This is a genomic window from Tsukamurella tyrosinosolvens (assembly GCF_900104775.1).
GTDB classification, from domain to species: domain Bacteria; phylum Actinomycetota; class Actinomycetes; order Mycobacteriales; family Mycobacteriaceae; genus Tsukamurella; species Tsukamurella tyrosinosolvens.
On record NZ_FNSA01000003.1, the window covers coordinates 2525998 to 2550717 of the forward strand.

The 24720-nt window shown below is 68.5% G+C and carries 28 protein-coding genes; 8 read left to right on the plus strand and 20 right to left on the minus strand.

From position 1 onward, the window contains the following. Positions 1 to 111: 111 nt before the first annotated feature. Together BLW32_RS13685 and BLW32_RS13690 are read right to left on the minus strand one after the other, a co-directional pair. Positions 112 to 528 carry a hypothetical protein gene (locus BLW32_RS13685; protein ID WP_139286151.1) on the minus strand — a complete coding sequence of 139 codons (417 nt, stop codon included), beginning with the start codon at positions 526 to 528 and terminating at the stop codon, positions 112 to 114. Next, the gene (locus tag BLW32_RS13690; protein WP_068741820.1) at positions 518 to 2752 is read right to left on the minus strand and encodes a hypothetical protein; all 2235 of its coding nucleotides are present in this window, start codon (positions 2750 to 2752) and stop codon (positions 518 to 520) included. The genes BLW32_RS13685 and BLW32_RS13690 overlap by 11 nt, the downstream gene beginning before the upstream one ends. Positions 2753 to 3199: 447 nt before the next feature. Between BLW32_RS13690 and BLW32_RS13695 the strand changes: the two genes are divergently transcribed. The 3 genes from BLW32_RS13695 (at position 3200) to BLW32_RS28175 (ending at position 8437) form a co-directional block, all read left to right on the plus strand. Continuing rightward, the gene (locus tag BLW32_RS13695) at positions 3200 to 4273 is read left to right on the plus strand and encodes an RNA ligase family protein (protein WP_068741819.1); all 1074 of its coding nucleotides are present in this window, start codon (positions 3200 to 3202) and stop codon (positions 4271 to 4273) included. 50 nt (positions 4274 to 4323) lie between these two features. Continuing rightward, positions 4324 to 4701: a hypothetical protein gene (locus tag BLW32_RS27060; protein WP_139286152.1), complete on the plus strand. Its 378-nt coding sequence runs from the start codon at positions 4324 to 4326 to the stop codon at positions 4699 to 4701. Positions 4702 to 4999: 298 nt separating this feature from the next. Further along, positions 5000 to 8437 (plus strand): P-loop NTPase family protein, encoded by a 3438-nt coding sequence (locus BLW32_RS28175; RefSeq protein WP_068741817.1) that lies wholly within the window; start codon positions 5000 to 5002, stop codon positions 8435 to 8437. A gap of 62 nt (positions 8438 to 8499) precedes the next feature. Here the strand turns inward: BLW32_RS28175 and BLW32_RS27545 are convergent, their stop codons facing one another. The 5 genes from BLW32_RS27545 to cysS all read right to left on the minus strand — a co-directional run bounded on the left by BLW32_RS27545 (position 8500) and on the right by cysS (position 13734). Continuing rightward, positions 8500 to 8655, minus strand: coding sequence for a hypothetical protein (locus BLW32_RS27545; RefSeq protein ID WP_156486414.1), 156 nt, complete (start codon positions 8653 to 8655; stop codon positions 8500 to 8502). A 230-nt stretch (positions 8656 to 8885) separates the two neighbouring features. Beyond that, a complete protein-coding gene (locus tag BLW32_RS13710) occupies positions 8886 to 9830 on the minus strand; it encodes a hypothetical protein (protein ID WP_068741816.1) in 945 nt (314 codons plus the stop codon). A 57-nt stretch (positions 9831 to 9887) separates the two neighbouring features. After that, positions 9888 to 10100 carry a hypothetical protein gene (locus tag BLW32_RS13715; RefSeq protein WP_068741815.1) on the minus strand — a complete coding sequence of 71 codons (213 nt, stop codon included), beginning with the start codon at positions 10098 to 10100 and terminating at the stop codon, positions 9888 to 9890. Between the two features lie 56 nt (positions 10101 to 10156). Beyond that, a complete protein-coding gene (locus BLW32_RS13720; RefSeq protein ID WP_217635851.1) occupies positions 10157 to 12277 on the minus strand; it encodes a hypothetical protein in 2121 nt (706 codons plus the stop codon). Between the two features lie 14 nt (positions 12278 to 12291). Next, positions 12292 to 13734, minus strand: coding sequence for a cysteine--tRNA ligase (cysS, locus tag BLW32_RS13725; RefSeq protein WP_068741813.1), 1443 nt, complete (start codon positions 13732 to 13734; stop codon positions 12292 to 12294). A 240-nt stretch (positions 13735 to 13974) separates the two neighbouring features. On the opposite strand from cysS, the gene BLW32_RS13730 reads away from it, so the two are divergent. Continuing rightward, the gene (locus tag BLW32_RS13730; RefSeq protein ID WP_068741812.1) at positions 13975 to 14232 is read left to right on the plus strand and encodes a hypothetical protein; all 258 of its coding nucleotides are present in this window, start codon (positions 13975 to 13977) and stop codon (positions 14230 to 14232) included. An 18-nt stretch (positions 14233 to 14250) separates the two neighbouring features. Here BLW32_RS13730 and BLW32_RS13735 read toward each other — a convergent pair whose 3' ends face one another. The 13 genes from BLW32_RS13735 to BLW32_RS13800 all read right to left on the minus strand — a co-directional run bounded on the left by BLW32_RS13735 (position 14251) and on the right by BLW32_RS13800 (position 23430). Then, positions 14251 to 14619 carry a hypothetical protein gene (locus BLW32_RS13735; protein ID WP_068741811.1) on the minus strand — a complete coding sequence of 123 codons (369 nt, stop codon included), beginning with the start codon at positions 14617 to 14619 and terminating at the stop codon, positions 14251 to 14253. 193 nt (positions 14620 to 14812) lie between these two features. Next, a complete protein-coding gene (locus BLW32_RS13745; protein ID WP_139286155.1) occupies positions 14813 to 15013 on the minus strand; it encodes a hypothetical protein in 201 nt (66 codons plus the stop codon). Between the two features lie 27 nt (positions 15014 to 15040). Further along, positions 15041 to 15235: a hypothetical protein gene (locus BLW32_RS27075; RefSeq protein ID WP_139286156.1), complete on the minus strand. Its 195-nt coding sequence runs from the start codon at positions 15233 to 15235 to the stop codon at positions 15041 to 15043. Next, entirely contained in the window at positions 15232 to 17577 is a 2346-nt protein-coding gene (locus tag BLW32_RS13750) for an RNA ligase (protein WP_082791417.1), read from the minus strand. Before BLW32_RS13750 ends, BLW32_RS27075 begins: the two co-directional genes overlap by 4 nt. Before the next feature lie 69 nt (positions 17578 to 17646). Beyond that, positions 17647 to 18141 (minus strand): SdpI family protein, encoded by a 495-nt coding sequence (locus BLW32_RS13755; RefSeq protein WP_068741807.1) that lies wholly within the window; start codon positions 18139 to 18141, stop codon positions 17647 to 17649. Positions 18142 to 18166: 25 nt separating this feature from the next. Beyond that, the gene (locus tag BLW32_RS27550; protein WP_156486413.1) at positions 18167 to 18316 is read right to left on the minus strand and encodes a hypothetical protein; all 150 of its coding nucleotides are present in this window, start codon (positions 18314 to 18316) and stop codon (positions 18167 to 18169) included. Between the two features lie 146 nt (positions 18317 to 18462). After that, positions 18463 to 18876, minus strand: a complete 414-nt coding sequence (locus BLW32_RS13765; protein WP_068741805.1) for a hypothetical protein — start codon at positions 18874 to 18876, stop codon at positions 18463 to 18465. Further along, positions 18869 to 19225 (minus strand): hypothetical protein, encoded by a 357-nt coding sequence (locus BLW32_RS13770; RefSeq protein ID WP_139286157.1) that lies wholly within the window; start codon positions 19223 to 19225, stop codon positions 18869 to 18871. Before BLW32_RS13770 ends, BLW32_RS13765 begins: the two co-directional genes overlap by 8 nt. Next, positions 19209 to 21056 (minus strand): hypothetical protein, encoded by a 1848-nt coding sequence (locus BLW32_RS13775; RefSeq protein WP_068741803.1) that lies wholly within the window; start codon positions 21054 to 21056, stop codon positions 19209 to 19211. The genes BLW32_RS13770 and BLW32_RS13775 overlap by 17 nt, the downstream gene beginning before the upstream one ends. Beyond that, on the minus strand, positions 21053 to 21403 hold the full coding sequence (locus BLW32_RS13780) for a hypothetical protein (protein ID WP_068741802.1): 351 nt from the start codon (positions 21401 to 21403) through the stop codon (positions 21053 to 21055). The genes BLW32_RS13775 and BLW32_RS13780 overlap by 4 nt, the downstream gene beginning before the upstream one ends. Continuing rightward, a complete protein-coding gene (locus BLW32_RS13785) occupies positions 21400 to 21720 on the minus strand; it encodes a hypothetical protein (RefSeq protein WP_068741801.1) in 321 nt (106 codons plus the stop codon). The genes BLW32_RS13780 and BLW32_RS13785 overlap by 4 nt, the downstream gene beginning before the upstream one ends. A gap of 103 nt (positions 21721 to 21823) precedes the next feature. Beyond that, positions 21824 to 22333 (minus strand): hypothetical protein, encoded by a 510-nt coding sequence (locus BLW32_RS13790; protein ID WP_068741800.1) that lies wholly within the window; start codon positions 22331 to 22333, stop codon positions 21824 to 21826. A 104-nt stretch (positions 22334 to 22437) separates the two neighbouring features. Continuing rightward, entirely contained in the window at positions 22438 to 23430 is a 993-nt protein-coding gene (locus tag BLW32_RS13800; RefSeq protein WP_068741799.1) for an SPFH domain-containing protein, read from the minus strand. Positions 23431 to 23596: 166 nt separating this feature from the next. On the opposite strand from BLW32_RS13800, the gene BLW32_RS13805 reads away from it, so the two are divergent. Genes BLW32_RS13805 through BLW32_RS13820 form a run of 4 tightly spaced genes read left to right on the plus strand, consistent with a single transcriptional unit; the run spans position 23597 to position 24709 of the window. After that, a complete protein-coding gene (locus BLW32_RS13805; protein WP_068741798.1) occupies positions 23597 to 23893 on the plus strand; it encodes a hypothetical protein in 297 nt (98 codons plus the stop codon). Then, complete coding sequence (locus BLW32_RS13810) at positions 23890 to 24147, plus strand: hypothetical protein (RefSeq protein ID WP_068741797.1); 258 nt, start codon at positions 23890 to 23892, stop codon at positions 24145 to 24147. The genes BLW32_RS13805 and BLW32_RS13810 overlap by 4 nt, the downstream gene beginning before the upstream one ends. Beyond that, positions 24144 to 24449: a hypothetical protein gene (locus BLW32_RS13815; protein WP_139286158.1), complete on the plus strand. Its 306-nt coding sequence runs from the start codon at positions 24144 to 24146 to the stop codon at positions 24447 to 24449. The genes BLW32_RS13810 and BLW32_RS13815 overlap by 4 nt, the downstream gene beginning before the upstream one ends. Next, positions 24446 to 24709: a hypothetical protein gene (locus BLW32_RS13820; protein ID WP_068741795.1), complete on the plus strand. Its 264-nt coding sequence runs from the start codon at positions 24446 to 24448 to the stop codon at positions 24707 to 24709. The genes BLW32_RS13815 and BLW32_RS13820 overlap by 4 nt, the downstream gene beginning before the upstream one ends. The last annotated feature ends 11 nt before the right edge of the window (positions 24710 to 24720 follow it).

The following is a 24720-nucleotide window of genomic DNA, read 5'->3' on the forward strand; positions in this document are numbered from 1 at the left end:
GGCGCGACCCTCGGGCGCGTCGGGAGATGGCCCGCGGGACTCAAGCGGAGGTGGCAGAGCCCCTCTCACCCGTGGGGGTAAGAGGGGCTCTCCTCGGTCAGCGGTGCATGGTCACGTGCGCCCGACCGGCCATGCGCGACCCATCGTGGGGCGGAGCAGGGTGCGTGCGACTCGTTCGATCCGGTTCACCACCAGAGCCGGAGTGTCCGGGTCGAGTGGGATCGTCGCGACGCACGCGAAGACCGCGGACTTGTCGGGGCTGCGGAGGTGCCCGCGGAAGCGCTCCCGGAGTGCCTGCGAAGTCTGGCCGACGTAGGCGGGCGTCCCGGCTGCGTCGAGCACGACGTAGACCTGCGGGCCGAACGGTTTCTCGGACGGGAGCTGTGACACCGGGTGCGCGGCGAGCACCGAGCGCTCGGTCGCGCCCTCACGCAGATGGACGTGGAACTCGCGAGCCAAGGCCTGAAGTCCGCGTCCCGCTCGAGCGTCCGCCTTGAGGCGGCGAGTCCCGTTCGCGTTACGCGTCATCGCCGGCCTCGTTCTCCTCGTTCTCCTCGTTCTCCTCGTTGTCCTCGCCGTCTTCCTCGTCGAATGCGTCTTCGTCCCGCGGACGCATCCCGTTGATCTCAGTCAGGAGGGCGAGGGCATCGTCGCGGCACTGCTCCCACAGCTCGCGGGTAACCGCGCCGCCGAAGGCCTCCAGCTCGTTGTCCGCCGCGAGACCGCGGAGCTTCGTGGTGAGCTTGGTCAGGTCCTCGAAGCGGGTGCTGATCTCCTGTGCGAGCTGGTCGGCTTCCTCACCGGGGGTCACGGTTCGCGCAGGCGAAGGCGCGGCGGCCTTCTCGTCGGCATCGACCAGCAGGTCCGCTTCGATCCGCACGAGGTCGTAGAGGTTGTCGGCGTGCGCGACCTTCCGCGGTACCTGCGGGTCCTCGTCCGAAGGGAACGCGAGCTTGTACGGGTCCGAGGACGCCAGGATCCGGCTCGACGTTGCGCCGACCGGGAAGCTGTTGACCGCCTCGGCATCGGACTGGAAGGAATCCGCTGCGTGGGCGAGCACCCACAGCCCGCGCGGGCTGTCGAGGAGCTTGTCGACGATGATGCTGGGCTGGCGACGGAGGAAGGTCAGCGTCTTGTCCAGACCCGTCGTCGTCGAACCGGAGGCGGTCAGCAGGATGCCGTCGCTGACGAGTGCAAGGCCTCCTGCCGCCGCGAGCGTCGCCCTCGCGTCGTCGTAGTGCTCGCTCTCGGGATCCTGCGCGAACGGAACCAGATCGGCGTAATGCGTAGGGGTCAGCGCCGACCAACCCGTCCCGTAGAGGCTGTGCGGCAGCGGGCCGCCGGCCTTCCACGCCTTCGTCCCGTTCGTCCGCGAGCTCGGCTTGTGCACCGGGATCGATCCGGCCACGACCGTCGAGATCATGTCGGCGTACTTGATCTTGTTGACCTGTGACATCCCTCGGATGCTGCGGAGCTGCGCCTTGACCAGAGTGAAGGTATCGCCCTGCGAGAGCGCCGAGAGCAAGAGCACTCCACGCTGCAGCTCGAGGTCGATCTCAGGTTCGTGATCGGGGTCAAGACGCACGGTGAGGTCCTCGCCCGAGACGTCGACACCGTCGAAGCTGAACGGGGCCATGCCGAGCGCGACGTCGGCGACGGTCGAGTCGATGGCCTCTCGGGCCTGGAGCCGCTGCAGCGCCTGCCTGATCGCGTTCGCACCGATCGCCGTCGGCGACCAGGGCTTGGACAGCGAGTGGATCTGCGCGACGGCCGAGGCCACTGCGTCGGGGAACACCGTCGCTGCCGCTTCGCCCGTGGGCAGGCCACCGAACCGGTGGATGGAGGTGACGATGCGCACCGGGAGCATGGCGGTCTGACCGGTGCGGACCAGCATGGGATCACGGGTGTCGGCGGCGGCCGCCGCGAACTGGGCCCGGAGCTTGTCCTGCTCGGCGGCGCGGCCCTTCCGGCGAGCGCGCGAGTTCCCGTCGGGGCCGGTGGCCGGCCCCGACTTGGCGAGCAGGATGTCGGCGACGCGCGCAGGGAGCTCGCGGTCGGTGACCTCATTGCCGAGGGCCGCACGCAACGCGTTGGTGGTGCGGGTGAGGCCATCCCGCACGATCAGCGAGGTGAACTCCTCGTCGGTGTCGCGCAGGACGATGGTCGCGACGGCGACTGTGACGTCCTCCGAGACCCCGTGCTGAAGAATCGAGGCGCGCAGGTCCATGCCCGCGGCGAGGGTCTGCTCGATCGCCTCCATGATGTGCGCCCGCAGATGCTCCTCGCTGTCGAACTCGAGGAAGAACGCGGCCTGCGGGCCCTCGGCCACACGCCGCCCCTTGACCACCGGTGCCGCGAGCTTCGACGGCGTGTCGGCCGCGCGGGGCTGCAGGATCGGCATCAGCGAGGTGAGAAACAGCTTCGTGTTCAGGTACGTGAGCGCAGTGTCTCCCGCCACCGAGGTCTTCAGGGCGGTGTCGACCGAGCCTGCGACTCGTTCGGCTTCCGGCTCGGAGGTGGACGCGACGATCGCCGCGCAGTCCGCGAGTTCGAGGCTCGCCGTGGCGTCGGTGCCCGTGCTCGCGTTCACCAGGTGCTCGTGAAGAACGCGGGCCGCTCGGGTGACCGTGCGGGTCTGCGCGGGCTTGGGCAGCTCGCGCGGGAGGTTGACGACGTGGACGTCCATCGGCTCGTGGTCGTCCTTGAACGGGACAGCGACGTCGAACGGGTCGAAGTAGGGCGAATCAGACATGTCTGGTCCTTGGCTGGATCCTTGCGCCGAGTCCTCACTCCTTGAGGGGCGCGTGACTGCCGCCGGCTGGAGCAACCAGTCCGTGCGAGCACGTCTCGTGGGGTTCCGAGTATCACGAGCAGCGCCGAAGCTTGAGTTCCGCGGTACACATCACCGACCACACCCGGGGTGGTGGCTATAGGAGCCTCCGGGACATCGTCCTGCAACGGCCAGCAGGTGCCCCTGCCAGCACACCCTCGCGGGTGCCGTGCCGCAGCCCATGAAGCGGCTACTGCGACCTGAACGGTACACCGGTTTCGATGAGGCGACCAGCAGCGTGCCGCTGGGCGCGTCGTCGGCGTGTCGTGTCGGCCGTTCGCGCCCGTTCTCCGAAACCTGTCAGCCAGTCGATGTAGTCTCTATTTTAGAGATACTGATTGAAGCGAGCGCCCAACCTCAGGAGAAGACGTGACCACGACCGACGAAGCCAAGTCAGCCAGCCTGTACTACTCCAACGGATCCAGCGACAAGGAGTATCACGCCCGCATCGAGCCGAAGGGCGACGGCTTCGTCGTCACCTTCGCGTACGGGCGCCGCGGCTCCACCCTGACCACCGGAACGAAGACGACCGCGCCGGTCGCCTACGACAAGGCGCTGGCGGTCTTCGACAAGCTCATCAGTGGGAAGCAGGCCAAGGGATACACCTTTGGTGAAGACGGCACGCCGTACCTGAACCCCGACTCCGATCGTCAGGCGTCGGGGCTGCTCCCCCAGCTGCTCAACGTGGTCGACAACGACGCCGTGGCCGAGCTCCTCGCCAGTGAGGAGTGGTGCCTGCAGGAGAAGATGGACGGCCGTCGAATGATGCTGCGCAAGACCGGCGACACCGTCGAGGCGATCAACAAGCTCGGACTGATCGTCGGCGTCTCGAAGCTGGTAGCGGACGCGGCGCTCGCCATCGATGGCGACTTCACCCTCGACGGCGAGATCATCGGCGACCGCCTGCATGCCTTCGACTTGCTCAGCGTCCACGGACAGGATGCGTGCGACTGGGCGTACAGCGCACGGTACGTCGCGCTGACCGAGCTCCTCAGCGATGCGGCTTCCGCGATCACCGCGGTCCCGAGCGTCGAAGCCCCCGAAGCGAAGGCTGCGCGCCTGGCGGAGCTCAAGGCGGCCGGCGCCGAGGGCGTGGTCTTCAAGCGCCTGGATGCGGTGTACCGCCACGGACGGCCCAACAGCGGTGGCACCCAGCGCAAGTTCAAGTTCGTCGAGACCTTGAGCGCCCTGGTCAGCACGGTCAACACGCAGCGCAGTGTCGGCCTGACCTTGGATGGCGACGACGGCCCCGTCTTCGTCGGCAACGTGACGATCCCGAGCAACCACGAGGTGCCCACGGTCGGATCGGTGGTCGAGGTCCGCTACCTGTACGCAACCCCGACTCCCACGCTGTATCAGCCGGTCTACCTCGGTCAGCGCGACGACGTGGAAGCAGCGGAGTGCGTACTCGCCCAGGTGAAGTTCAAGGCGCCGACCGCGTAGCCGAGCGCCGCCACTGTCGTTCCGCGACGCCGAGGGCTATTCTCGAATCTGTGTTCGATAACTGGGTGGGGCTCTACGCGGACCGGACGTTGCACCGGTTCGATCCACCCCGACCGGTCCTCGTTACGGTCGCCGACGTCCTACCTGGAGGAATCGGCCTGCCGATCACGGGGGTAGACGCCCGCCCGCTATGGAAGCGTGGTGCTGGCGCTCGGTTCGAGCGGGTCATGCCCGGGCGCCAGCTGGCGTGGCTGCTGGAAGCGACCGGTGCGTGGCTCGCGATCGTCGAAGTGGATGTCGAGAGCGCGAACGGACAGTCGTCGATCACTCTGCAGGTGCTGGCACGCCGAGAGCAGCTGCAGCTCGACACAGTCACGAACCGTGCACGGTCGGGGCCTGCTGAGCTCGCACGACGCCGCGGCCGGTAGAGGCCGTGCGCGGCCGACACCCGCACGCATCAGCAAGTGCCACCACTTCACCCGTCCCAGACGAATGCTGGGCGCAGCATTGCGCCGCTGATCGCCGATCTCTACTTTAGAGATAGTGGCACCGGAGCGGTGCCCGCGCCCGGATCTTCGTTGAGCTCCGCTCCCCGGCGGCGGCGATCGAAGGTCCACCAGGGTCGAACTGCCTCGTGAAGGCGATGCTCCGGCTGAACTACCTGCCCTTTTCGCGCAGGCACGTGCCGGGGACGTGGCTGCTGACGGAAAGGGAGGTTCTCCTCTCATGGCTCACGCCACCAATCGCACCGAGATGCTGGCCAAGGCGCTCAAGCGCGCCCGCGAAGACTTCTCCCTCCACAACGCGCGGGCGTTCGCCCGCTCCGTGATCGAAGCGCCGCCCGACGTGTTCGCGGCGAAGCCGCTCACCTTCCTGCCCCTCGACCAGTCGAACTCGACCCCCTGGCGCGCCGCTGCAGAAGCAGCGGCGCCCTTCGACCCCACCGTTCAGACGCCTGGCCGATTCGCCCCCTCCAGCCGCTACCTCGTGGAGAAGTACGGCACTGGCGACGGGTACGGAGTCGATGGGTCCACTTCCGAGCCGGACCCCCAGCGCGCCGCCGACTCCGGCGCCGCACTCCCTGAGACCGACTTCGCCTCGCGCGTGGCGTCGCTGTTCACGCCTCCCCGGCCGGGAGACATCCTGCTCGGGTACGGCAATGCGGAGGTCGCTGTCGTCATGGACGAGCACCGCGCCTACGGGCGAGACGGCCGCGAATTCTCGCTCGCCAGAGACGTGCACTACCTCACACGCCGCTACGACGTGCGCGAGGTCGACCCTCTCACCGCGATCGGCGATGCGACCCTCGCTTGGGTCAGCGTGCTGGCTCAGCTCACCGATCTCTGCGGGTGGGCCCCTGACTCTCCTGAGGCTCAGCTGCTCGACTCCATGCTGCGGCCGGAGTACCGCCAGCCGCGCGGGATCACCACCCTGGCCGAGTTGGTCGACCACATGCTCAACTCGGGTAGCGAGCGCCACCGCTCGATGCATGATCGGATCCGGTTCCAGGTAACCGATCCGAGCCCGCTCGTGGACCGCACTGGCGACGCGCCGACGCCGGTCGGGTTCTCAGGGCACCGGGTCGACTTCCCGGACGCCGAGTCGGCGCGCCTCGCAGCTGAGATCGCGACCATCGGCACCGAGCCGGTCCCCGACGGCGTGATCTTCCGGCGCCGCGGCCAGGAGGTGGCAGCGGACGGTGCCCGGCCCGGCGACATGGTTCACAACGGCGAGAGCAACCGGATGATCGGGGTCGTCACCGCGGTGCACCCCGACGGCTCGAAGGACATGGTGACCGGTCCGCAGTCGTTGCCGATCATGCTGGCTCTGACCGAAGATGCTCCGCCCGTCGAGTCCGCGGGGATCCCGCTCAACGCAGGGGGCGAGCGCCGCGTGCCGGTGTCTCCCGCCGAGGCGCGCCAGGGCGACATCCTGGTGGCCGGCGGCACGGCCTACCTCGTACTCGACTCCGGCAAGGTGCTCGCCCCCGATACCGGCGCGGTGATCCCGATGGATCGCACGCCTGAGATGACCGGTTCCGACGACGGGTTCTTCCGCGTCGCTGGCAACGGTCCCGCAGCCGAGGGCGGCGAATGGGCCAGGTTCGTCGAGATGCTGCCGGCCGGCTACACACCGGTGGTCTCGACGGGGGTGCAGTCGCTCGATCCGCTCAAGCTTCTCGAGCCTCCGAAGTTCCCGCAGCTGTCTGCGGAGTCCGAGGACCAGATCGACGTCCCGGCGCTGGTGCGCGAGATGGGCGGCAGCCCGCAGGCGGGCGAGCTGCTCGACCGCGTGGTGCCGATGTCGATGATGAGCCGCGCGCTCGTCTCGGCGATCAGCTCCGGCGCGGTGACACTCCACGTCGACCGCACAGTCACCCTGCCCGAACCCTCGCCGGATCCCCGGCTCGGCCTGCCGGCGAGTGCTGACCGACCGCCCATCGTGCGCCGGGATGCGAGTGACGCGGGGAAGTTGTGGAAGGACACCAGGTTCCACGTCGGTTTCGGCACCGATGGGCTGGTGATGTGGTCGCCTGCCGAAGCTGGATCGATGCTCGTCACGGGACGCACCGGGAGCGGGCTGTCCGTGTTCGTCGAGGGCGCGATCACGGATGCGCTGGGCAGCGGATGGGAGGTGGTCTCGCTCGACAGGCATCTCGACACCGACACCTACGCCGCGGCGATCACGGACGCGCACAAGCTCTCCTCGCGTCGCGCGGCCGGCTCGACGCCGATTCTCGTCGTCCTCGACGAGTTCCAGGCCTTCTCCCGCGCGTTCGCGTCGGAGAACAGCAAGGCCGAGGTCACGAAGCTGTCGGGCCAGGTGCTCGACATGCTCAAGTTCGCCCGAACTTCGCGTGTGCACCTGGTGCTGGTCACCCACGACCTGCACGCGCAGACAATCCCGTCGGCGTGGCTCCCCCACTTCGGGGCTGCGGTCGTGATGGGTGCGCCGTCCGACCTGGCGCGGCACAAGCTCGGAGGCGGCGCGAAGATCCCCGCCGAGGCGTTCCCGCGCGGTGTCCGCGGCCGGGGCGTGTTCTTCGCCCGCCCGGGGTCCGGCACGTACGAGGTGGTGCAGACCTACCTCCCGTCGAACGAGATGGGTTCGCTGTCGTCCATGTTCGGGGACGAAATCAGCACGCTGGACCCTGAGCTGACGCGCAAGTTCGCCGCCGATCACCCCCGCCGCCCGCTGACGCCCCACGAGTTCATCGCGGGCATCAACGGAGGCCCGAAGCTGCTCGACATCGTGAACCAGATGCCGGCGCAGGCTCCCGTCGTGGGCCAGGCGCTGAACGCGCTTCTCGGACTCCCGGCCGGGCACGACCAGTCGAAGCCGAACCACTACTACTGGGACAGCCTCGGTGACCCCCTCGCCTGCACCGAGGACCACAACCACCCTGATCCCGACGATGAGCCTCGTGGCAACGTGGCGATCCGCGCTGAGCACGAGCTCGCGGATCTGCCTCAGCCGGTGGACCGCCCGGTCGTTCGGCGAGGAGGTACACGGATCAAGCCGGCGGCGATCACCGCATTCAGCCTCGGCCACGGGCCTGGCGGTCAGAAGGTCACGTACACGCCAGCCGAGGACGGCCCTCTGCGGATCCACGGAGGACCCGGCCGCGGCAAGACGATGCTGGCGCAGGGGCTGCTGCGCGATGCCGCCGCTGCCGGCTGGGACACTGCGTACCTCAGCTGGTTGGCGCACTTCGATGATCCGGATGAGGCGACGAGGCAGTTCGAGCAGTGGCGGAAGTCCGGGATCAGCGGCCGAGTCACACCGCTGCTGCTCGCGCTCGACCACATCGAGCACCTCGACGACCGGCCGGAGCTGGCCGCGTCGATCAGGGTGCTGCTCCGGACCGGTACCGCAACCGGCACGCACCTGGTGGTGATCGAGCCCGAGTCTGACCGCACGGCTGACGACCTCTGGGCGGGGCTCGCTCCCGCGACGCTGCTGACCGGAGCTCCGACCGCGGAGGAGGCCTCTGGTCTCCTCGGTGACGCCTCGGACCTGCTCCCCCGCGCTGGCTGGGAGGGATCCGGGAAGATGGTGCTGATGCGGGCCGCTGACGAGGACGGCGTTCGCGCGGTGCCCGAACCGCTCCGCGCGTACATCGAGAGCCGACCCGACCGGTCGGTCCGGCGACGCCTGACCTGAGCAGCAGAAGACCCCGTCACCGAACTGGTGGCGGGGTCTTCTGCTCAGGAGCGCCTAGTTGTTCAGGCGGCGACCTTGCGGAGCGAGTCGGCCTCGAGGAAGAGAACCGCGAGCTGCTCGCGGACCTCGTTCTCCGCCGAGGCGAAGGCGGTACCGATCGCGGCGGACGCTTCCGCGATCGCGTCATCGAACCTGTCGAACTGCGTGTTCCCGTTCATGACCACAGTGTGACACACGTGTTCGATGCCGTCTACCTGCATGTTTGCGATGGCTTCGCGCGGACGTTCGATGCCTGGGTGGCAGCGGGAGGCAAAAGAGGGGGTACTGTCGAACAAGCAGGAGCGGGCATGCCCTTGCTGCAGCCCCCGATCCTGTAGGTGTCGCGTCCCCTCGGAACTGCCGGTGCGTGACAATTGTTCGAAGAATCTCAGATTATCGAACAAATATGCTAGTCTGCGTGCGGAGGGGTGCGGTGGGGAAGACACCGCGCCCCTTCTCCGTTCCGGGAACCGCGGAGCGCTCGTTGCCCGGACGCCTGCGGCAGCGGGATGCCCAACGGCGCCAGCTTCGCGCTGACTCGGGCGGCGAGGGCGAGAGGACGCAGAGCCTCGAGAGCGTCGTCGGCGCGGGCGAGGTACTCCGTGAAGTCAGCGTGTGCGTGCTCGGCCTGGATCCGCGGGACCGCGGCAAGCACACCATCTCCTTCGCCGGCCGCGAGTGCGTACCCGTCCCAGGCTCCATGGTGCTGGCGGAGGGCGATGGCGGCGGATCGCAGGTGGAGCCGGATCTCCTCGACCAGCATCGCCTCCGCGGGCGCGTCGGACGCTCGCGAGAGTAGTGGCCGCTGAGCCGCGTCCGAGACGTCGTCGCACAGCGTCACGTACGTGCTGACGCGCTCATGCAGGAGGCCCCATTCGGCCGCGTCCTCGTGATCAAGGGGCTCCGCGCGTTCCCAGGCGAGATGGGCGAGCCTGGTTCTGGGCACCATGGGGTCTCCCGCCGCTCTGGCGAGGCGCATCGCGCCACCAAGGCCGGCGCCGACGAGCAGCACGCCGAGTATGGCGAGGGCCACTGCGGCGGGCACACCGCCAGGGGTGTCGGCCGCCGCATCCGCACCGGCGCCGGCCACCGCGAACAGCGCGACCGAAGACCACGTCAGGCGCCACGCCCGTGGTTCCGCCTCGGCGATCTCTCCCGTGACGGTGAGGAGGTGCTGCTGCCGCACCCAGGCGACCGCGTCCGGCTGCATCCACATCCGGAGCAGCACCGTCGCGCGTTCCTCGGGAGGGGGCAGAGGGGCGCCAGTGATCGCCTCCGTCGCGCGCACCGCGTATTCGGCGGCGGTCTCGGTCGCGTGCGTGTGCTGCAGCCACTTCGCGGTGATCGAGTCCATGCGTGCAGTCTCACGCGAAACCGCAGCGCAGCCGCAACGAGGCGCGGCCAGGTGCCGCTACTGCGGTGGGCCGTCGAACTTCACGGCATCGGCGAGCTCAGCGAACCCGGTCGACTCATCGCAGTCCCACGTCACCTGCACCCAACCGTCGCGGTTGTAGGGGTCGGGGCTGACGATCACCGCGGTACTGAACAGGTCGCCGTCGACCAACACGGTGTTCGGGATGATGCGGTCGCCGATCGCGAGTGGGGTGCCGTTCTTGTCCTTCATGGGTGGGGACGGTAGGCCCACGCGGCAGCGGTCTAGTTGCCTGGCGCGCGCTCGGGTCAGGACTCGATCGCGGCGAGGACCGGCGCCCTGTGCAGACGCTGCGCGCCGGCGTTGACCGCCTCCAGGTGCTTGATCCCCGGGCGTGTGGTCAGCTTGCTCATCTGCGCCTCGATGAGAGTTCGCAGTCGGTCCGCCTGCGACGCGGTGGTCGACGGGTCGAGGAACTGATTGAGCAGCTCGGGCAGGCGGCGCGCGGCCGTCTTCTCCTCGATCGAGCGGCCGTCGTCGACGCCGACGCTGATCGCGTACTGCTGTGCCTCGGACCAGGCGTTCAGTGCGTGCTCCGCGGCGTGCGAAACCCGGTCAGCAGCCTCGGCGGAGGGCTCGACGGGGAGCTCGTCGATGATCTCGCGGAGCTCGAACAGCGCTGTCTCGTACGCCGCGACGATGGGCGCTGCAGGCTTGCGCCACAGCGCCGGCATGTCGAAGTAGTAGGCGCGCAGGCCGATGGGCGTCGTGTCGGTGGTGAATGCGAGCCACTGGCCGTCGAGGTCGGCGAGTGCGGACTTCGCCTCGTCGATCCGCTGCCTGGGGGCGGAACTGGTCGGCGAGGGATCTGCCTCTTCGACGCCGGACTCCGTGACGGCCTCCTCGAACGTGGTCCACCAGTCGAAGATGTAGGTAGCGGCTTCCAGGAGCGCGGTGGTGGTCTTCTCAACGCCGTATGGTGCGTTGTCCGCGTCGAGGGGCAACAGGCACTCGACGTCCCGGCCGTGACGCGCGCGCTTCTTCGTCAGGTAGCCGACGATGACGGTCTGTCCGGTGGAGCGGTAGGTGCTCAGGAGACCCTTCGAAAGCTCCTTAGGCGTCAGCACGACCTCGCGTTGCTCCTCGAACGAGCCGGTTGCCGGATCGATGCAGAGCATGTCCACGACGGGGGCGTCGTGAATGTCGGTGCTGGTATGCAACTGCGTGACGCGCGTGATGCGGAACAGGGTGGGCTTGTCGTAGAACACGTGCAGGGCTCCGTTCTTCGTCAACGTGACCGAAGCGGTCTCGACCGCCGGCGCGCCGATGTGCGGGTGTGTCGGGAACGATTCTGCGATGCGATGTGCGAGCACGGCTGAGAGCAGCTCCCTCCACCGGGCGTCTGAGACAAGAGTTGGCAGCGCCGGGGGCTTCGGCATACGAAGCACAGCCGCGAGCAGCAGTCCGAACGCGAGTGTAGGCAAGATGCGTTCGTCGAGCCCGAGGGTCAAGGCCGCGTTCGTCACGCTTTCGTGCGTGGACTCGAGGACAACCGTCGGAAGCGTCATGTACGGCTCGAGAGCCTGGCGCACAGCGTCTACGGCTCGCTGCGCGGCATCGCCGGTTACGACATACATGAACCCGAGCAACCCGGTAACCGTCAGCATCGCGCGAAGCAAGCCCGCCGCGATCGACAGAGCGAAGAATCGGCTCGGGGCGGGTGTCTCGATCCGGCGACCGCCATCCAAGGTGCCTGCCGGCGCCGTCCTCACCAGATGCTGGCGGATCCTCTCCCAGTCGGCACTCGGCTCCCTGTCCAAGGCGTCGGCAACGGCGCGAGCCATCTCGACGAGCGGCCAACTCTCCGCCCGAGCCTGACGCAGGAAGTCGTCGCTCAAGTGCCGCGCGACGCCGCCAAGCGCTCGGGGGCGTTTCGTCGTCCGGTCGCCCTCCGGGTGCGCGGTGGCGGGTGTGGCCTCGAAGTTGTGCCGCCCGATGCCGCCGAAGAAGCCGCGGACCGGAACGGAGTCGTGACGCGGATTCCCAGTCGTCCACGACGTGTGTTCGTCCACGCGCGAAAGGTCTACATGGACGCCGTCGTCGCGGCGTTCGACCCGCATGCACACTGTCCCTTGGGGTTCGGCGTGCGCGGTGAAGCCCGGGTCGATCCAGCAATGACGCTCGTCGTCGACGGTCATGGACCACGGCACGGTGTAGGCACCTTCTCCGACCTCGAGGTCTCGGATGTGCCTGTCGACGCGCGCTCGGTCCATGGTTGCATGATGCCGGTGATCGACCACCTGCTCGCAATCGTGGCAGGAATCCCGGTGATCGACCACCTGGTCGCATTCGTGGCAGGAATCCCAATCGAACCACGCGTCTCGAGGCAGGTATCGGTGCTCGCGCTCGTAGTGCTTGTGGGCATGCACGCCGCTTGACCGGCTCATTGACGCGGACCCAACTGCGTTCGGAGGCCCGCGGGCTGATCCGGCGGCCTGGGCTTCTTGAGTGTCCATGCCGAGCCGTCGGCACCGTCGGTGACCTCGATGCCCGCGGCGTGCAGCCGGTCGCGCGAGGCGTCGGCCTCCGCCCAGTTCTTCTCCGCCCGTGCGGCGGCGCGCCGCTCGAGCTCGGCCTGGACCAGCACGCCGAGGGCGTCCATGGCCTGGCCGTCGCCGGCGTTCTCCGTGACCCAGTGCGGGTCCAGCGGGTCGACGCCGAGGATCGACGTCATGGCCCGCACCGCGCCGGCCAGGCGCCGCGCCTCGTCGAGGTCCCCCGACTCGAGCGCCGCGTTCCCTGCGCGCACGGCGCCGTGCACCTCGGCAAGCGCAGCCGGCACGTTGAGGTCGTCGTCCATCGCCGACGCGAAAGCGACGGTCCAGTCCCCGGCGGGAACATAACCTGCCCGTTCGACGGTGCGCTGCACGAAGGACTCGATCCGGCCGTAGGCAGTCGCAGCCTCGCTCAGCGCGCCCGCGGAGTACTCCTGCAGCGTCCGGTAGTGCGCCGAGCCGAGGTAGTGGCGCAGCTCGACGGCGCGGTACTGCCTGAGCAGGTTCGGGATCGCGACGACGTTGCCGAGCGACTTGCTCATCTTCTCGCCCGACATGGTGACCCAGCCGTTGTGCAGCCAGTAGTTCGCGAAGGCGTCGCCGGCGCCGTGGGCCTGGGCGATCTCGTTCTCGTGGTGCGGGAAGACGAGGTCTCTGCCGCCGCAGTGGATGTCGAACTGCGCGCCGAGGTAGCTCGTCGCCATCGCGGAGCACTCGAGGTGCCAGCCGGGGCGGCCGTCGCCCCACGGCGAGGGCCAGCTCGGCTCGCCGGGCTTCGCGGCCTTCCACAGCGTGAAGTCCAGGGGATCGCGCTTGCCCTCGGCCAGCGTCTCGCCCTGCTGCACGTCGTCGACCTTCTGGCGGCTCAGCTCGCCGTAGGTCTGCAGGCTCCGGACGGAGAAGTAGACGTCGCCGGCGGCCGCGTAGGCGTGGCCGCGCTCGATCATCCGCTCCATGTAGTCGACCATCTGGGTGATGAAGCCGGTCGCGCGCGGCTCGGCCGACGGGGGCAGCACGCCGAGGGCGTCGTAGGCGCGGGTGAACTCGCGCTCGTGCGTCGCGGCCCACTCCCACCAGGGGCGGCCCGCCTCGGCCGCCTTGCGCAGGATCTTGTCGTCGATGTCGGTCACGTTGCGCACGAAGGCCACGTCGAGGCCCTTCGCGATCAGCCAGCGACGCAGCACGTCGAAGGCCACGCCGCTGCGGATGTGGCCGATGTGGGGGACGCCCTGGACCGTCGCGCCGCAGAGGTAGATGCCCGCCTTGCCGTCCACGAGGGGCACGAAGTCACGGACCTCGCGGGTCAGGGAGTCGTAAAGGCGCAGCGTCATGCGAGGGTCTCCGTCGTTGCCCGTTCGACCGTGCGGGTCTTGCTCAGGTGCTTCACCGACGTGGCCATGACGCCACTCTATTCTCTAAAACAGAGATTAGTCAACCGTGTGGAGCCCGGATCCGGCGCCGGCGATCACGGCGGTCTGGGTGGTGGGCCGTCGAGGATCGCGCCGTGGTCCGCGCGTTGCCGGCCTGACTGGGACCGTGGCCCACCACCGCGCCCAGGAAGTGATGCACGCATGCTCATCAGCGATTCGAGCCCGTACGTCGGCATCTTCCATGTCGGACCGTTCACCGAGTCCCAGTTCGCTCTCCTCGTCGCTGCCGGGCTTGTCCTGGTGTTCGGCGTCGTAGCCGTCGGCCGCTCTTGGCGAGAAGCCCGGGTCGCCCGCGGAGCTGGTCAGACCAACGCACCTGCCGTGCTCCCCATCATCGCGGTCACCGTGCTCATCGAATTGACCCTGGGGGCCATCTTCGCGGCGACACTCTTGATCTGACCCGGGCAGTGGGAGGCGTCAGCCCGACACGCGCCATGTCGACGCCGCCTCGGGCACTGCGTCGCGCATCTCTTCGAGCCGTGCGACGAACCGGTCGTAGTCGCCCCACTTGTTCGTCGGGTTCAGCGCCCGGAATCGTTCGGGTTCAGCGCGCAGACCCTTGATGATCCGGTCGAGGTACCGTGCGCCGGCGGCGCCCGACAGCCCGTCCAAAGCCACCCACCACGACGGCCGCTTGGGAGCGAACACCTCCTCGAACACCGTCTGCGAGGTGTCGGTGTCCGGGTACAGCACCAGGTTGGCCATCACGTTCGTATTGTGGGTGTAGTTGGTGTCGTAGATCGCCTCGCCGGTGGCGTCGTCGATCAGCTCAGCGTCCCAGCTCACGACTCGTTCCTCTCGCTATTGCGCTTCACGGGATCGGTCTCATCGAGTACGACGGGGTATCCGCCGCACAGGCCGTAGCAGGAGCCGAACCACCCGACACCCTGCTCCCGCTGCCACTCGATGTGCCCGCCGCAGGGACCCTTGTGCGTCTCGACGGCGCAGGTAGTACTCGGAGCCGCGCCGCCGAGGCCGGTCACGTCCAGCCCTGCTCGCCGTTCTGCTTCACGCCGCAGACCTGGCAGGACAGGCGGGAGTTCTCCACGTCGGCGAGCTCGTGGTCTCCGCGGGCGTCGGCGGCGGTGTACTCCTCTGCTCGGAGCAGGTGCTCCGAGCAGAGGACGGTCTCCTCGGCGACGGTCTCGCCCTCGGTCATGCGTGCGTACAGGGTCGCCAAGGTGGTCTCCTTCGAACGGTGTCGGTGCTACTCGCCGGCGAGCGTCGGCCAGCGCTGTCCGCGCATCCTGCGCCACCCGGCGCGCCAAGCACGCACGAGCCACGGCCGCAGCTGGTCCCAGCGCGGGCAATCGGCGTCCCCTGCCGTACCGAAGCCGCGGGCGCCGACCATCCGGCCGCACGCTGCGCAGTGCTCGGAGCCGCTCACGGGTCCCGCGGTCATGCCGTCTCGTCTTCCGTGACCGGGCTCAGGCTCAGCACCTCCGGCAGGTCGCCGACCAGTGTCCGCAGCCGAGGCATGTCCAGCGTCGCGCTGTGCACCGCTTCGACCATCAAGTCGGCCAGCTGAACGCCCTGGCGCCGAGCCTCGTCGAACACGGCGGTGGCAGCGACGAACCGCGGGGCCCGCGAACCGCGCACCTCGGCGATGTCGCGCTTGCCGACCGCGAGCTGTGTCAGCTTCGGGCGCACCGCCTTCCAGGCGGCGTAGGACTGCGCCTTCACCTTCACCATCTCGCCGGTGGGCAGGTGCCGCAGCACGATGCCCTCGGTAGTCGCGTTCGACGCCGCCTCGATCGCTGCCGCCACAGCGTCGCGACCGGACACCACGCGCGTCTCCGGCCGGCGGAAGCCGAACTGGCCGGCGAACCGATCGGCGACGTCGTCCAGCAGCAGGGTGCGGTCGACGGTGCGGGCGATTGCGTGCAGGAGCACCACGCCGGTGCCGTCGTCGACGATGTGCGGGTCACGCGGCGAGAGCGCCTCGAAGGTGAGCGTCACCCGAGCCTTGCCGAGCGCCTCGGTGAACTCAACGAGCCGGTCCTCGAGGTGTGCAGTGAGCAGACACTCGAACTCGTCGGCGAACAGCGACGGCCCCGACTTCGAGTAGGCGCGCAGCGTGCCGTCGTGCACGAAGGTGAGACCGAGGAACCCGTTGAGCTTGTGCTCGATCGCGACGTCTCCACCGTCGCCGAACCGCGCCAGGACGGCGTCGAGCGCGGTGTCGGGGCGCTCGCCGACATTGAAGAACTTCGCGTAGCCGCGGCCGACCACAGCTCCGTCCTCGGTGTTGAGGAACAGCCCGCGCGCCTTGGTGGTCAGCTCGTTCCATTCCTGCTGGTAGAAGGCGTCGCGAGTGAAGTTGAACGAGGACAGCCCCTCCTCGATCACCTTCTCCTTGACCAGGTCCGAACCCCGAAGCTGCTCGAGGAGCTCCCGGTTGGTGGTCTTCGCGCGCTTGCGCTGCTCCGACCGACGTTCCTGCTTCGGCCCGCAGGTGACGGGGTTCGGAAGCTCGATCACTTCGACCGCCGTGCCGTCGGACCCGCGCGTGACGAGCGCAGCGGAGAGCACGCCGCCGTCGAACTCCACCGACGACTCCAGGCCGAAGGAGATGCCTGCGCCTGCGCCGGCAGGGGTGGCCCGGTGCCCATGGAAGGCCAGCAGGCCCTCACCGGCGTACCGGTCGGCGAAGACATCGTCGATGTTCGTGGAGTAGTCGCCGGCCGCGTTGTAGACCTGGTTGCGCGCGCTGGCGCCGTACTCGAAGAAGCGGTCCGAGATCAGTCCCGCGCGGTATCCGCCCATGGGAAGATCCGGCGACGGCTCGACGCGGTAGGCGTCGAGGCCGACCACGCCACCATGGCTGATCCACAGCTCGGCGTCGTCGGCGAACCGGGCGGTGATGAACGGCACCATCGATCGGTACAGCGCCAGGAGGTCACCGGCCAGGATGCCGTCCTCGACCATCTGCCGGATGGACTCGCGGGTCTGGCCGTACCGTCCCGGGGCGGTGTGCTTGATGCACTCGATCAGGTGGCGGCAGTGGTTGCCGGAGATCTTGCGCACGTTGGTGCGCTCCTCCAGCCGCTGCACGGTCCGGTACACGAGGGCGTTCTCCACTCCGCGGTCGAACAAGTCGCCGACGAACACCACTGCGTCACGCTCGCCGGGGTCTACCTGCTCGATCAGCGTGCCGAGCACGGTGCCGCAGCCCTGGACATCGCCGATCACCAGGACGCGGTCGAAGCCGCGGAAGTCGAGGGTGGGCACGACCAGTTCGGTGGGAACCGACTCCGGAGCGATCGCGCGTACACCTGCGGACTCGTTCGAGCGCGACGAACGGACCCTGTTCGCGATCTTCACGACGACATCGGGGCTGACGCGATCGATTTCCGGCCTCCTGGCGTTGCGCGCCAGCAGCTCGTCGTCGTCGAGGTCTCCCTGCAAGTCGACGACGATGAGTTCGTAGTCGTATTCGTCGGCAAGGCGCAGCCAGCGCTTGAGCTGTCCGCCGGTGGAGGTGGTCGCGTCGATGAAGACGGTCTCCCCCAGGCTGCATCGATTCCGTACAGCGGCGGTGATGAACTCGACGGCTCGCTTCTCCGCGTTGTCGCTGATCGCGCGGCTGGTTCCCAGGACACCGTCGTCGAGGGTCTGGTGCGGTCCGGAGAGAAGTTCGCGCGCCTGGTCGAAACCGACGGCGTACGGGCTGAACCCGTTCGCCTGCAGGTAGTGGGTCTTGCCTGCGCCGGGTGCGCCCCGCATCACGAACATCTTCCTCATGCAGCGTGACAATACTCTCTATTTTAGAGACTTGTCGAACCGGAAGATTCGCGCGGACCGGTGTGTCGTCTACGCGGGGTGCGCTTCGTGGTCACACATGCCCTTGAGGGCGCACGCGCCACAGCCGCCGGTCACACCGCAATCCGCCGCGGGGTCGTCCGACGGTGCGCTGTCCCCGCACTGCCCGCCCGGCTCGTCCGCGCTGCAGCAGGTGGCGTCGGGCATCTGCAGCCGCGCCTGGATCGACGCCGCCCGGGCACCCTGCAGCGCGCCGAAGCCGGCCAGGAGCACGCCCGCGATCACGGCGACGCTGACGGCGACGAACGACCAGGGTGCGTCCATTGCGGGACCGATCAGCGCGGCGACACCGAAGATGACGCCCGCGGCCACCAGGCTCGGCCCGGCGACGCGGTTGGCGGTGCGCCAGAGCAGCGGGTCGGACAGGGTCTGTTCGGTGCGGACCCCCACGAAGCCGTTCTCCGGGAGGCGGCCGGCGAGCCCGGCGCCACCCACGATGACAGCCGCCACGGCGGCCAGGGCGAGGATCACAACCAGCACGAACACCCTCCCAGTGTAGGTTTGGCCCCCGCTACATCGGCCTGCGCCCTCCCGTCATGAGCTCGCGGGCGCCCTTCACGTGGAGGGCATCCCCGACCACGAAAGCGAGCAGGTGCGCCGCGGATATGGACGAGAGCGCCGCGGCGTAGGTCCAGAAGGTCAGCGCTGTTCCCGCACTCATCGCGGCTCCGACGAGGGCGAGCCATCCTGCAACGATGCTCGTGACCACGCCTTGTCTCGTCAGTCGTCGGGCGCGCTCTCGCCCGCACCACATCCCGACCGTGAACATCAGCAGCAGCGAGAGTCCGAGTGCGGCTACCCACGGACTCACGAAGGCGCCTCGGCCGAGGCTGGGTAGCGGCAGGTCCGCGCGCCGTCCGCGGAGTAGCGCCAGTCGCCGGGCACCACCTGCGTCTTGCCGTCGGCGATCGTTCGGACGTACCGCCGGCAGGGCACGGTCTCGCCGAACGGTCCCGTCACCGGCTGCGTGACCTCGACGGACCACCAACCGGGACCGGTCTCGATGCGGGTGCCGGCGCTCTTGGAAACCTCATCAGCGAGTTGCTCCGGCGTGTGGAAGTCGCTGAGCGGGATCGTCTTCGGTTCAGGTCCACGCTCGAGATTGTGGGCCCACCAGAGCAACGGCAGAGCGAACATGCCGCCGGCCGCGACGCCCAGCAGTGCACCTGCGAGGATCGCTACGCGGTCGATGATCGCGTACTTCGACCGCGGCCTAGCCATCGAAGTCCGTCTCCGGGGCGGCGCGATGCTCAAAGTCGGCGGCCGTCCACGGGCCGGGGTCGCCGTACAGGTACCGATGGACATAGTTCCTCGCAGCGGCGATCTCACTTGGGGTCGCGGTGGCCGGCGGGGTCCAGTAGTGCACGAGTTCCGTCTTGTTGAGCGCCCATCCGTAAGTCCCGAAGATGGCGCCCACGGCGCGCATGACGAAGCGCTTGCTGGCGCCCATGTCGCCGATGAACAGGTCTCCGGGGCGCTTCTGCTCCCGGTGAGGAGGCTTGATGGAGCTCCGCACTGCGTGGGGCGGCTCGGCGGGGCTCCACAACTCGAGTTCAGTCTTCGATGTCATTCGGGGCTCCCTTCTTGTCGGAAGTCGGCGCGGCTTCCAGCGCAAGGCGGCGCACCGTTTCCAGCTTCGGCATCTCCATGACCTGCTCGAAGCTGATCGGCACGGTCTCCAGGCGATCGAGCTCGGCGCGCAACTGGCGCAATCGCTCGTCGCGCATCGCCCGGGGCAGGTTGGGGTTCTCGAGCACCGTGATGTGGTTCGCGGCGCGGCGCAGTGCTCGTTGCTCACGCGGGGGCAGTGAGGCGTCAGCAGCATCGGCGGCCGCGATCCGCGCGTCGTGCCATGCGTCTTCGGCGGCGTGTAGCGCCGCCTCACCAGCTGACACGAAGGCCTCGTCCAGCTGCGAGTCCAGGGTCTCGACGGCCTCGCCGAGGTCCGCCATGGCTTCGCGGTACGCCTTCGTCGGCGGCCAGTCGTCGTCCCGAAGACGGGGCATCGTGAGGAAGAGCTCCTCGGTGTTGACGAGGTAGCGGAGCCATTCCTGATCGAGATCGGCAAGCCCGCCGCGGATGGCCGCAGCTCGCGCGGCCAGACCGACACCGTGTTGCGGTTCCGGGCGACCGCGCGCGGGCTGATCCTGCGAGGGAACCTCGCGCCCCTCGAGAAGCTCCCCCGTGCGCTTCCACAGGTCGGCCGCGCGGTCCCACTCCGTCGGCGCGCCCGCGTACAGCGGATCGTTCGGCGGCGGCGTTTTGAACCCATCGCCCGATGCCGGGCGACCGCGGTCCTCGCCAGGTGCGATCGGCACGCGTCTGGGCGGCGTCCTCGACGAGCCGGAGGAAGCGCCTCGGCCAAGTGCGTCCGCTGCCACGGCGTTGAAGGTGTCGAACACTCCGTCCGCCCCGAGGAAGGTGCCGGGTTCGGGCGCAGCGTCGAGTGCCGTCAGATTCGTGGAAGGTTGCGGCGGCAGCGGCGCTTCGGGGCTTGTGGTCCATGCCCCCTCGGCGTGCTGCTCGAGGAATTCGTTCACGGCTCGGGTGACCGAGCGCCGGCGATCCCCGGGGAGAGTCCCGTCGCGCTGGCGCCGTGGGTCCCCGTAGACCCAACGGGGATGCCGGTCGCGTGATTGCGAAGCGAACATCGCGAGCATCGACACCAGTCCCGGAGCCGCATAGGTCGCCAAGACCAGGTGGCCGCTGAGGACTGTCACCACCACCATGATCACCGCCACCACCACGACGATGGACGGTATCCACCGCAGGGCCGGCCGTTGAACTGCGCTCATGACTTGCTGCGCCGCTCGCCGCTCTCCGCTCGCGACCCGGAATCGTGGCGAGGCGGTATCCAGATTCTGGACACCTGTGTCGCTTACCCGGTCCATGGTGCAGAGGGCTTCGTTGACGGCTGCTGTCCAGAAGATCCTGCCGGTGTGCGCGTCTTCCCAGAGCAAAGGGTTCGACTCCACCACCGCCAGAGCGACCCACTCCTGGACCGGGCTCCACCACCGCAGTCTGACAGTCTTTGTGCGCCACAGCCCGCTGGCGATCTGCTCCGCACGGCGAAGCAGTTCCTGCAGCTCCGGACTGGTCTCGGACACCTTTCGCAGCGCCGCCAGGTGCGCGGTGCGGGCGTCGGAGTCGACGAGCCATCCGGAGTTTCGACGCTCGTACACCTGTGCAGCCCCGAAAGCGCTCGGCGAGTACGGGCTCGTACTCGGCCATACGGCGAGCAGCGCCTTGGCAAGTTCTCGACGCTCCCGGCGGGTGAACGCATCGTCGACCTCGGACGCCAGAACCCCCGGGTGCACGCGCCGCGTGAGCTCGGCTGGGAGCTCCGAGCGCTGGGACGCGAGCAACGCGCTGAGGTTGAAGGCCGGCCCGTCCGAGGTCACGATGCGGCAGCCTCTCCCCCGGTTCCCGTACTGGGCTCCCCGTCGTCGGATTCCTCCTCGGGAGGTGCCTTGCGGGCCAGTTCGATCAACTCGCAGATGTGGCCGGTCGCCGCGCAGGCGAGCGAGTACACGATGCCGGCGAGCGCCAGCCCCGCGAGAAGGTGCGAGGCGCCACTGGTTCCGGCGGCCTTGACGGCCATGGACTGCACCCCGAGCAATGCCACGCCGATGGCTGCCGGAATCCAGACGCGCGCGCGGACCTCCTTCATGGGCTGCGCGATGCGTCGGCCGCTGGCGATACCGGCCGCGGCCGCAGAGACGATGAGCAGGATCAGTAGGAAGGTCACGTCGCCTCCTCCGTTCGGTCAGCAGGCTCCGACGGCTTGTCGATGATGCGAAACAGCCTGAGCGTCTGGCCGTCGTCCTGCAGGCAGACATCCCACGGGCCGGTGCCTTCGACCGGCAGCGCCGGATCCTGACCGCCATCGAATGCGAGGCGGCGCACCCGGAAGTCCATCCGTCGATCCGGGGAGGCGCGGAGCTCCACGCGCTTGCGTCCTCGGTCGAAGCACGGGGTGTGGTCGATCTCCGTACCACCCATGTCCCGGCCGCAGACTCCGCAGACCGGGACCGACGTCCAGCCCCAAGGGTCGCCCATCGCCACTACCTCCTTCTCGTCAAGTTCCCCAGTCGGGGCTTTCCTGTCATCGCTGTGTTCGTCGGCCGCGCGGGGCGCAGTCTCGCTGCCCGATCGACTCCAGTCGCCCCTACGACACGGTGACGCCGGCCTTGCTGAACACCGCACGGGAGCCGGTCGGCTTGTGCTCGAAGGTGGCGCCGGAGCGCTCCATCGTCACGCTCCAGGGACCGGCCGTGCGTTGGTCGCCGTACTTGAGCTCGATGCCGGGACCCGGCGGGTTCAGCGATCCCGACACTGCGACAGCCTCCGCGGTCCCCGCCGTCCAGACGTAACCCGTCGCGCCCGAAGCGAACGCGCCCGAGCAGGTGACTGCGTTGTCATCGAAGACGCACGCGAGGCCCGCCGGCGAGCGAACCACCCACTGCGGACCAGAGGGCTTCGCCGGAGCGCTCGGCGGGGTGCTCGTCGCGGTCACCGTCACACCGACCGTCTGCGTCACCGTGACCGGCGGCGCCGCCACAGATGCTGGCGACGACTTCGGCGTGAAGAGCCAGACAGCGAGTCCAGTCACGAGCGACGTGGCGAAGCAGACCAGCGCCACCAACCACCACGGCGCGCCGATGCGTTCGTCGTTCATGCGGTTGCCTTGGACGCGCGGAGCCGGGGCCCGCACGCACTCGGCGTGAGCGCGAGTGCGAGGAGGATCGCCGCGGGACGCTTCCGAGTCGACATGTCCGCGTCCTACTTCGGGTTGGCGATCACGCTGCCGCCGAGCGGGATGCATCCGAGAACGGACCCGCCCTTCTCGCGGACGATGTCGAGGCACTTGCTAGCGAGCACGTTCGGATCTCGCACCGAGTCGGCCAGGATGCGGTTGGCCTGAGCTTCGGCCTCGGCGGTCTTCTGCCGCTGCTGTGCGACCTGCGTGTTATTGATCTCGGTCATGCGCTGGTTGATCGAGTCCTGAGTGCGGGCATCGAAGTGGATCACCGGGATGTTCACGCCGAGCACCTCGACGCGGTCTCCGACCTTGATGCGGAGCTTGTCGAGGACGGTCTGGGCGTTCTTCGCGTTCTGTGCTCCGTCGCCCTCGCCCGGAAGCGCGAGCGGGTTGTAGCTGGCCAGGGTGTCGTTCAGGGCGGCGGTGAATTCGCGCGTGACGAGGTTGTCGCGGATGTTGTCGAAGCCGCGGTAGTCCTGGAAGAGGCTCGGCGCCGCCTCGGGCTTGATACGCCAGACGACGGTGGCGTCGACGCGGGCGGTTGAGTTGTTGCCGAGTCGAGCGGTGATCGCTTCCTTCTTGTCGCCCTCGTCGACGTAGTTCTGCGTCTGGATGGCGCCGTCGAGCTCGGTGACGTTCTGCCACGGGAGCTTGAGGTGGACGCCGTTGTCGAGGTACCGGCTGGGCTTGCCGAAGGTGGTGACAACACCGATGTTCTTCGTGCTGACCACCGTCACGCAGGACGAGGTGAGGATCAGCAGACCCAGCACGGTCGTCAGCGAACCGATTCCGAGGAAGATCCTCGAAGCGACCCGCTTGTTCTGCAGCGCACGCACGAGCGCCTCGCCCTGCTCGATGAGGTCCCTGTCGAGGTACCTCCGATCCGCTTCGTCGGCCTTCCGTGCCTGGAACTCGGAGTCGGCTGCGGCGGCCGTGCGAGCCACTCGTCGGCTGTAGACGATCGCCGAGACGCCTGCCAGGACGAGGACGACCGACCAGATTGTGGAACTCATGTGACCTCTTTCGCTGAAGCGGGTTGCAGTACCGCCTATTCGAGAATCACTGTAATCTCTATTTTGGAGAGTAGCAACATCGATCAGAGGCGCGCGCCGTACGCGGGCAGACATCAGTCGGGCGAGTACGTTCTGCCCGCCCGCATCGACCAGGAGGAGCGCCACCGTGAGCAAGTTCAACAGCGATCGCGACGAGGCTCTGTACGAGCTGTGTCTCGACGGCACCGGCGAGGTGACGGGAGACGTCCTCACATGGGGTTTCCACTTCACCGGCCTCGGCCGCATCGACCGCTCCGACCTCGGCGACCGAGCCGGCGACTTCCCCGACCACGCCTGGGTGATCGTCTGCGAAGACAGCCGCGGTTTCGTGACCACGTCGATGTATTCCTCAGCGGCCGGCTACGAGCACGCCTTCGCCGCCCACGAGAAGGCGTACGCCGAGTTCGAGCAGGGTGCAGCGTGAGCGACGAGTTCGGTCAGCTGCTCGGGCGCATCGCCGCGGAAATCCCCGAAGTCATGAAGGTCGACGTGGCCCGCTTCCAGCGGGGGAGCTTCGCGGTGATCATCGAGGACTGCGGCGAATCCGAGGGCTGGCACGAATACGAGCTCGTCCGCCTCCGCCGCAGCATCGAGACCGGCACGTGGGCGCGCGAGCCGGGAAGTCTCTACGACAACGCCAGCGGAACGTTCCAGAACGTCGAGGAGTGGTTGACGTGAGTCGATTCGAGTCGCCACGGGACGAGGTGCTCTTCCGCCTCGCAACCACCCTCGAGGGAGTCGATCCGATCGGCGAGCTCGCGTCGTGGGGCGGGATCTACTACCCGCTCGGCTACATCGACACCGCCGACCCTGCGCTCGAAGGGACGGTCCCCGGCCGCGCGCATGAGGCCTACTGGGTAGTCCGAGAGGACGCCAGTGGCATGGTCACGGTCTACGAGCACGCCGACCCGACGACGTATCTCGCGGCGGTGGAACGCATCGCCGCGGACTTCTCCACCTTCCGCGAGCAGGCGTCATGACAGACGAGCGCGACCAGCTGATCGCCGCGGTCGCCCGCGCCGTTCCGGGCTGCACACCCTCACTCTCGGGCCACTGGGATCTCGTCCATGAACTGGGTGACCGAGCGGTCCTCATCGAGGACACCGTCGACGACGCTGGCCGCACGTTCGTCGTCACCACCATCCACATCTTCGGCGACCAGGACTGGGACCTCTCGGCCGATCCGAAGATGGCCAGCGCCGACGACGCGCTGGCGCTGGCCAGCGCGTGGTTGTCCTAGCGGCACCCCGA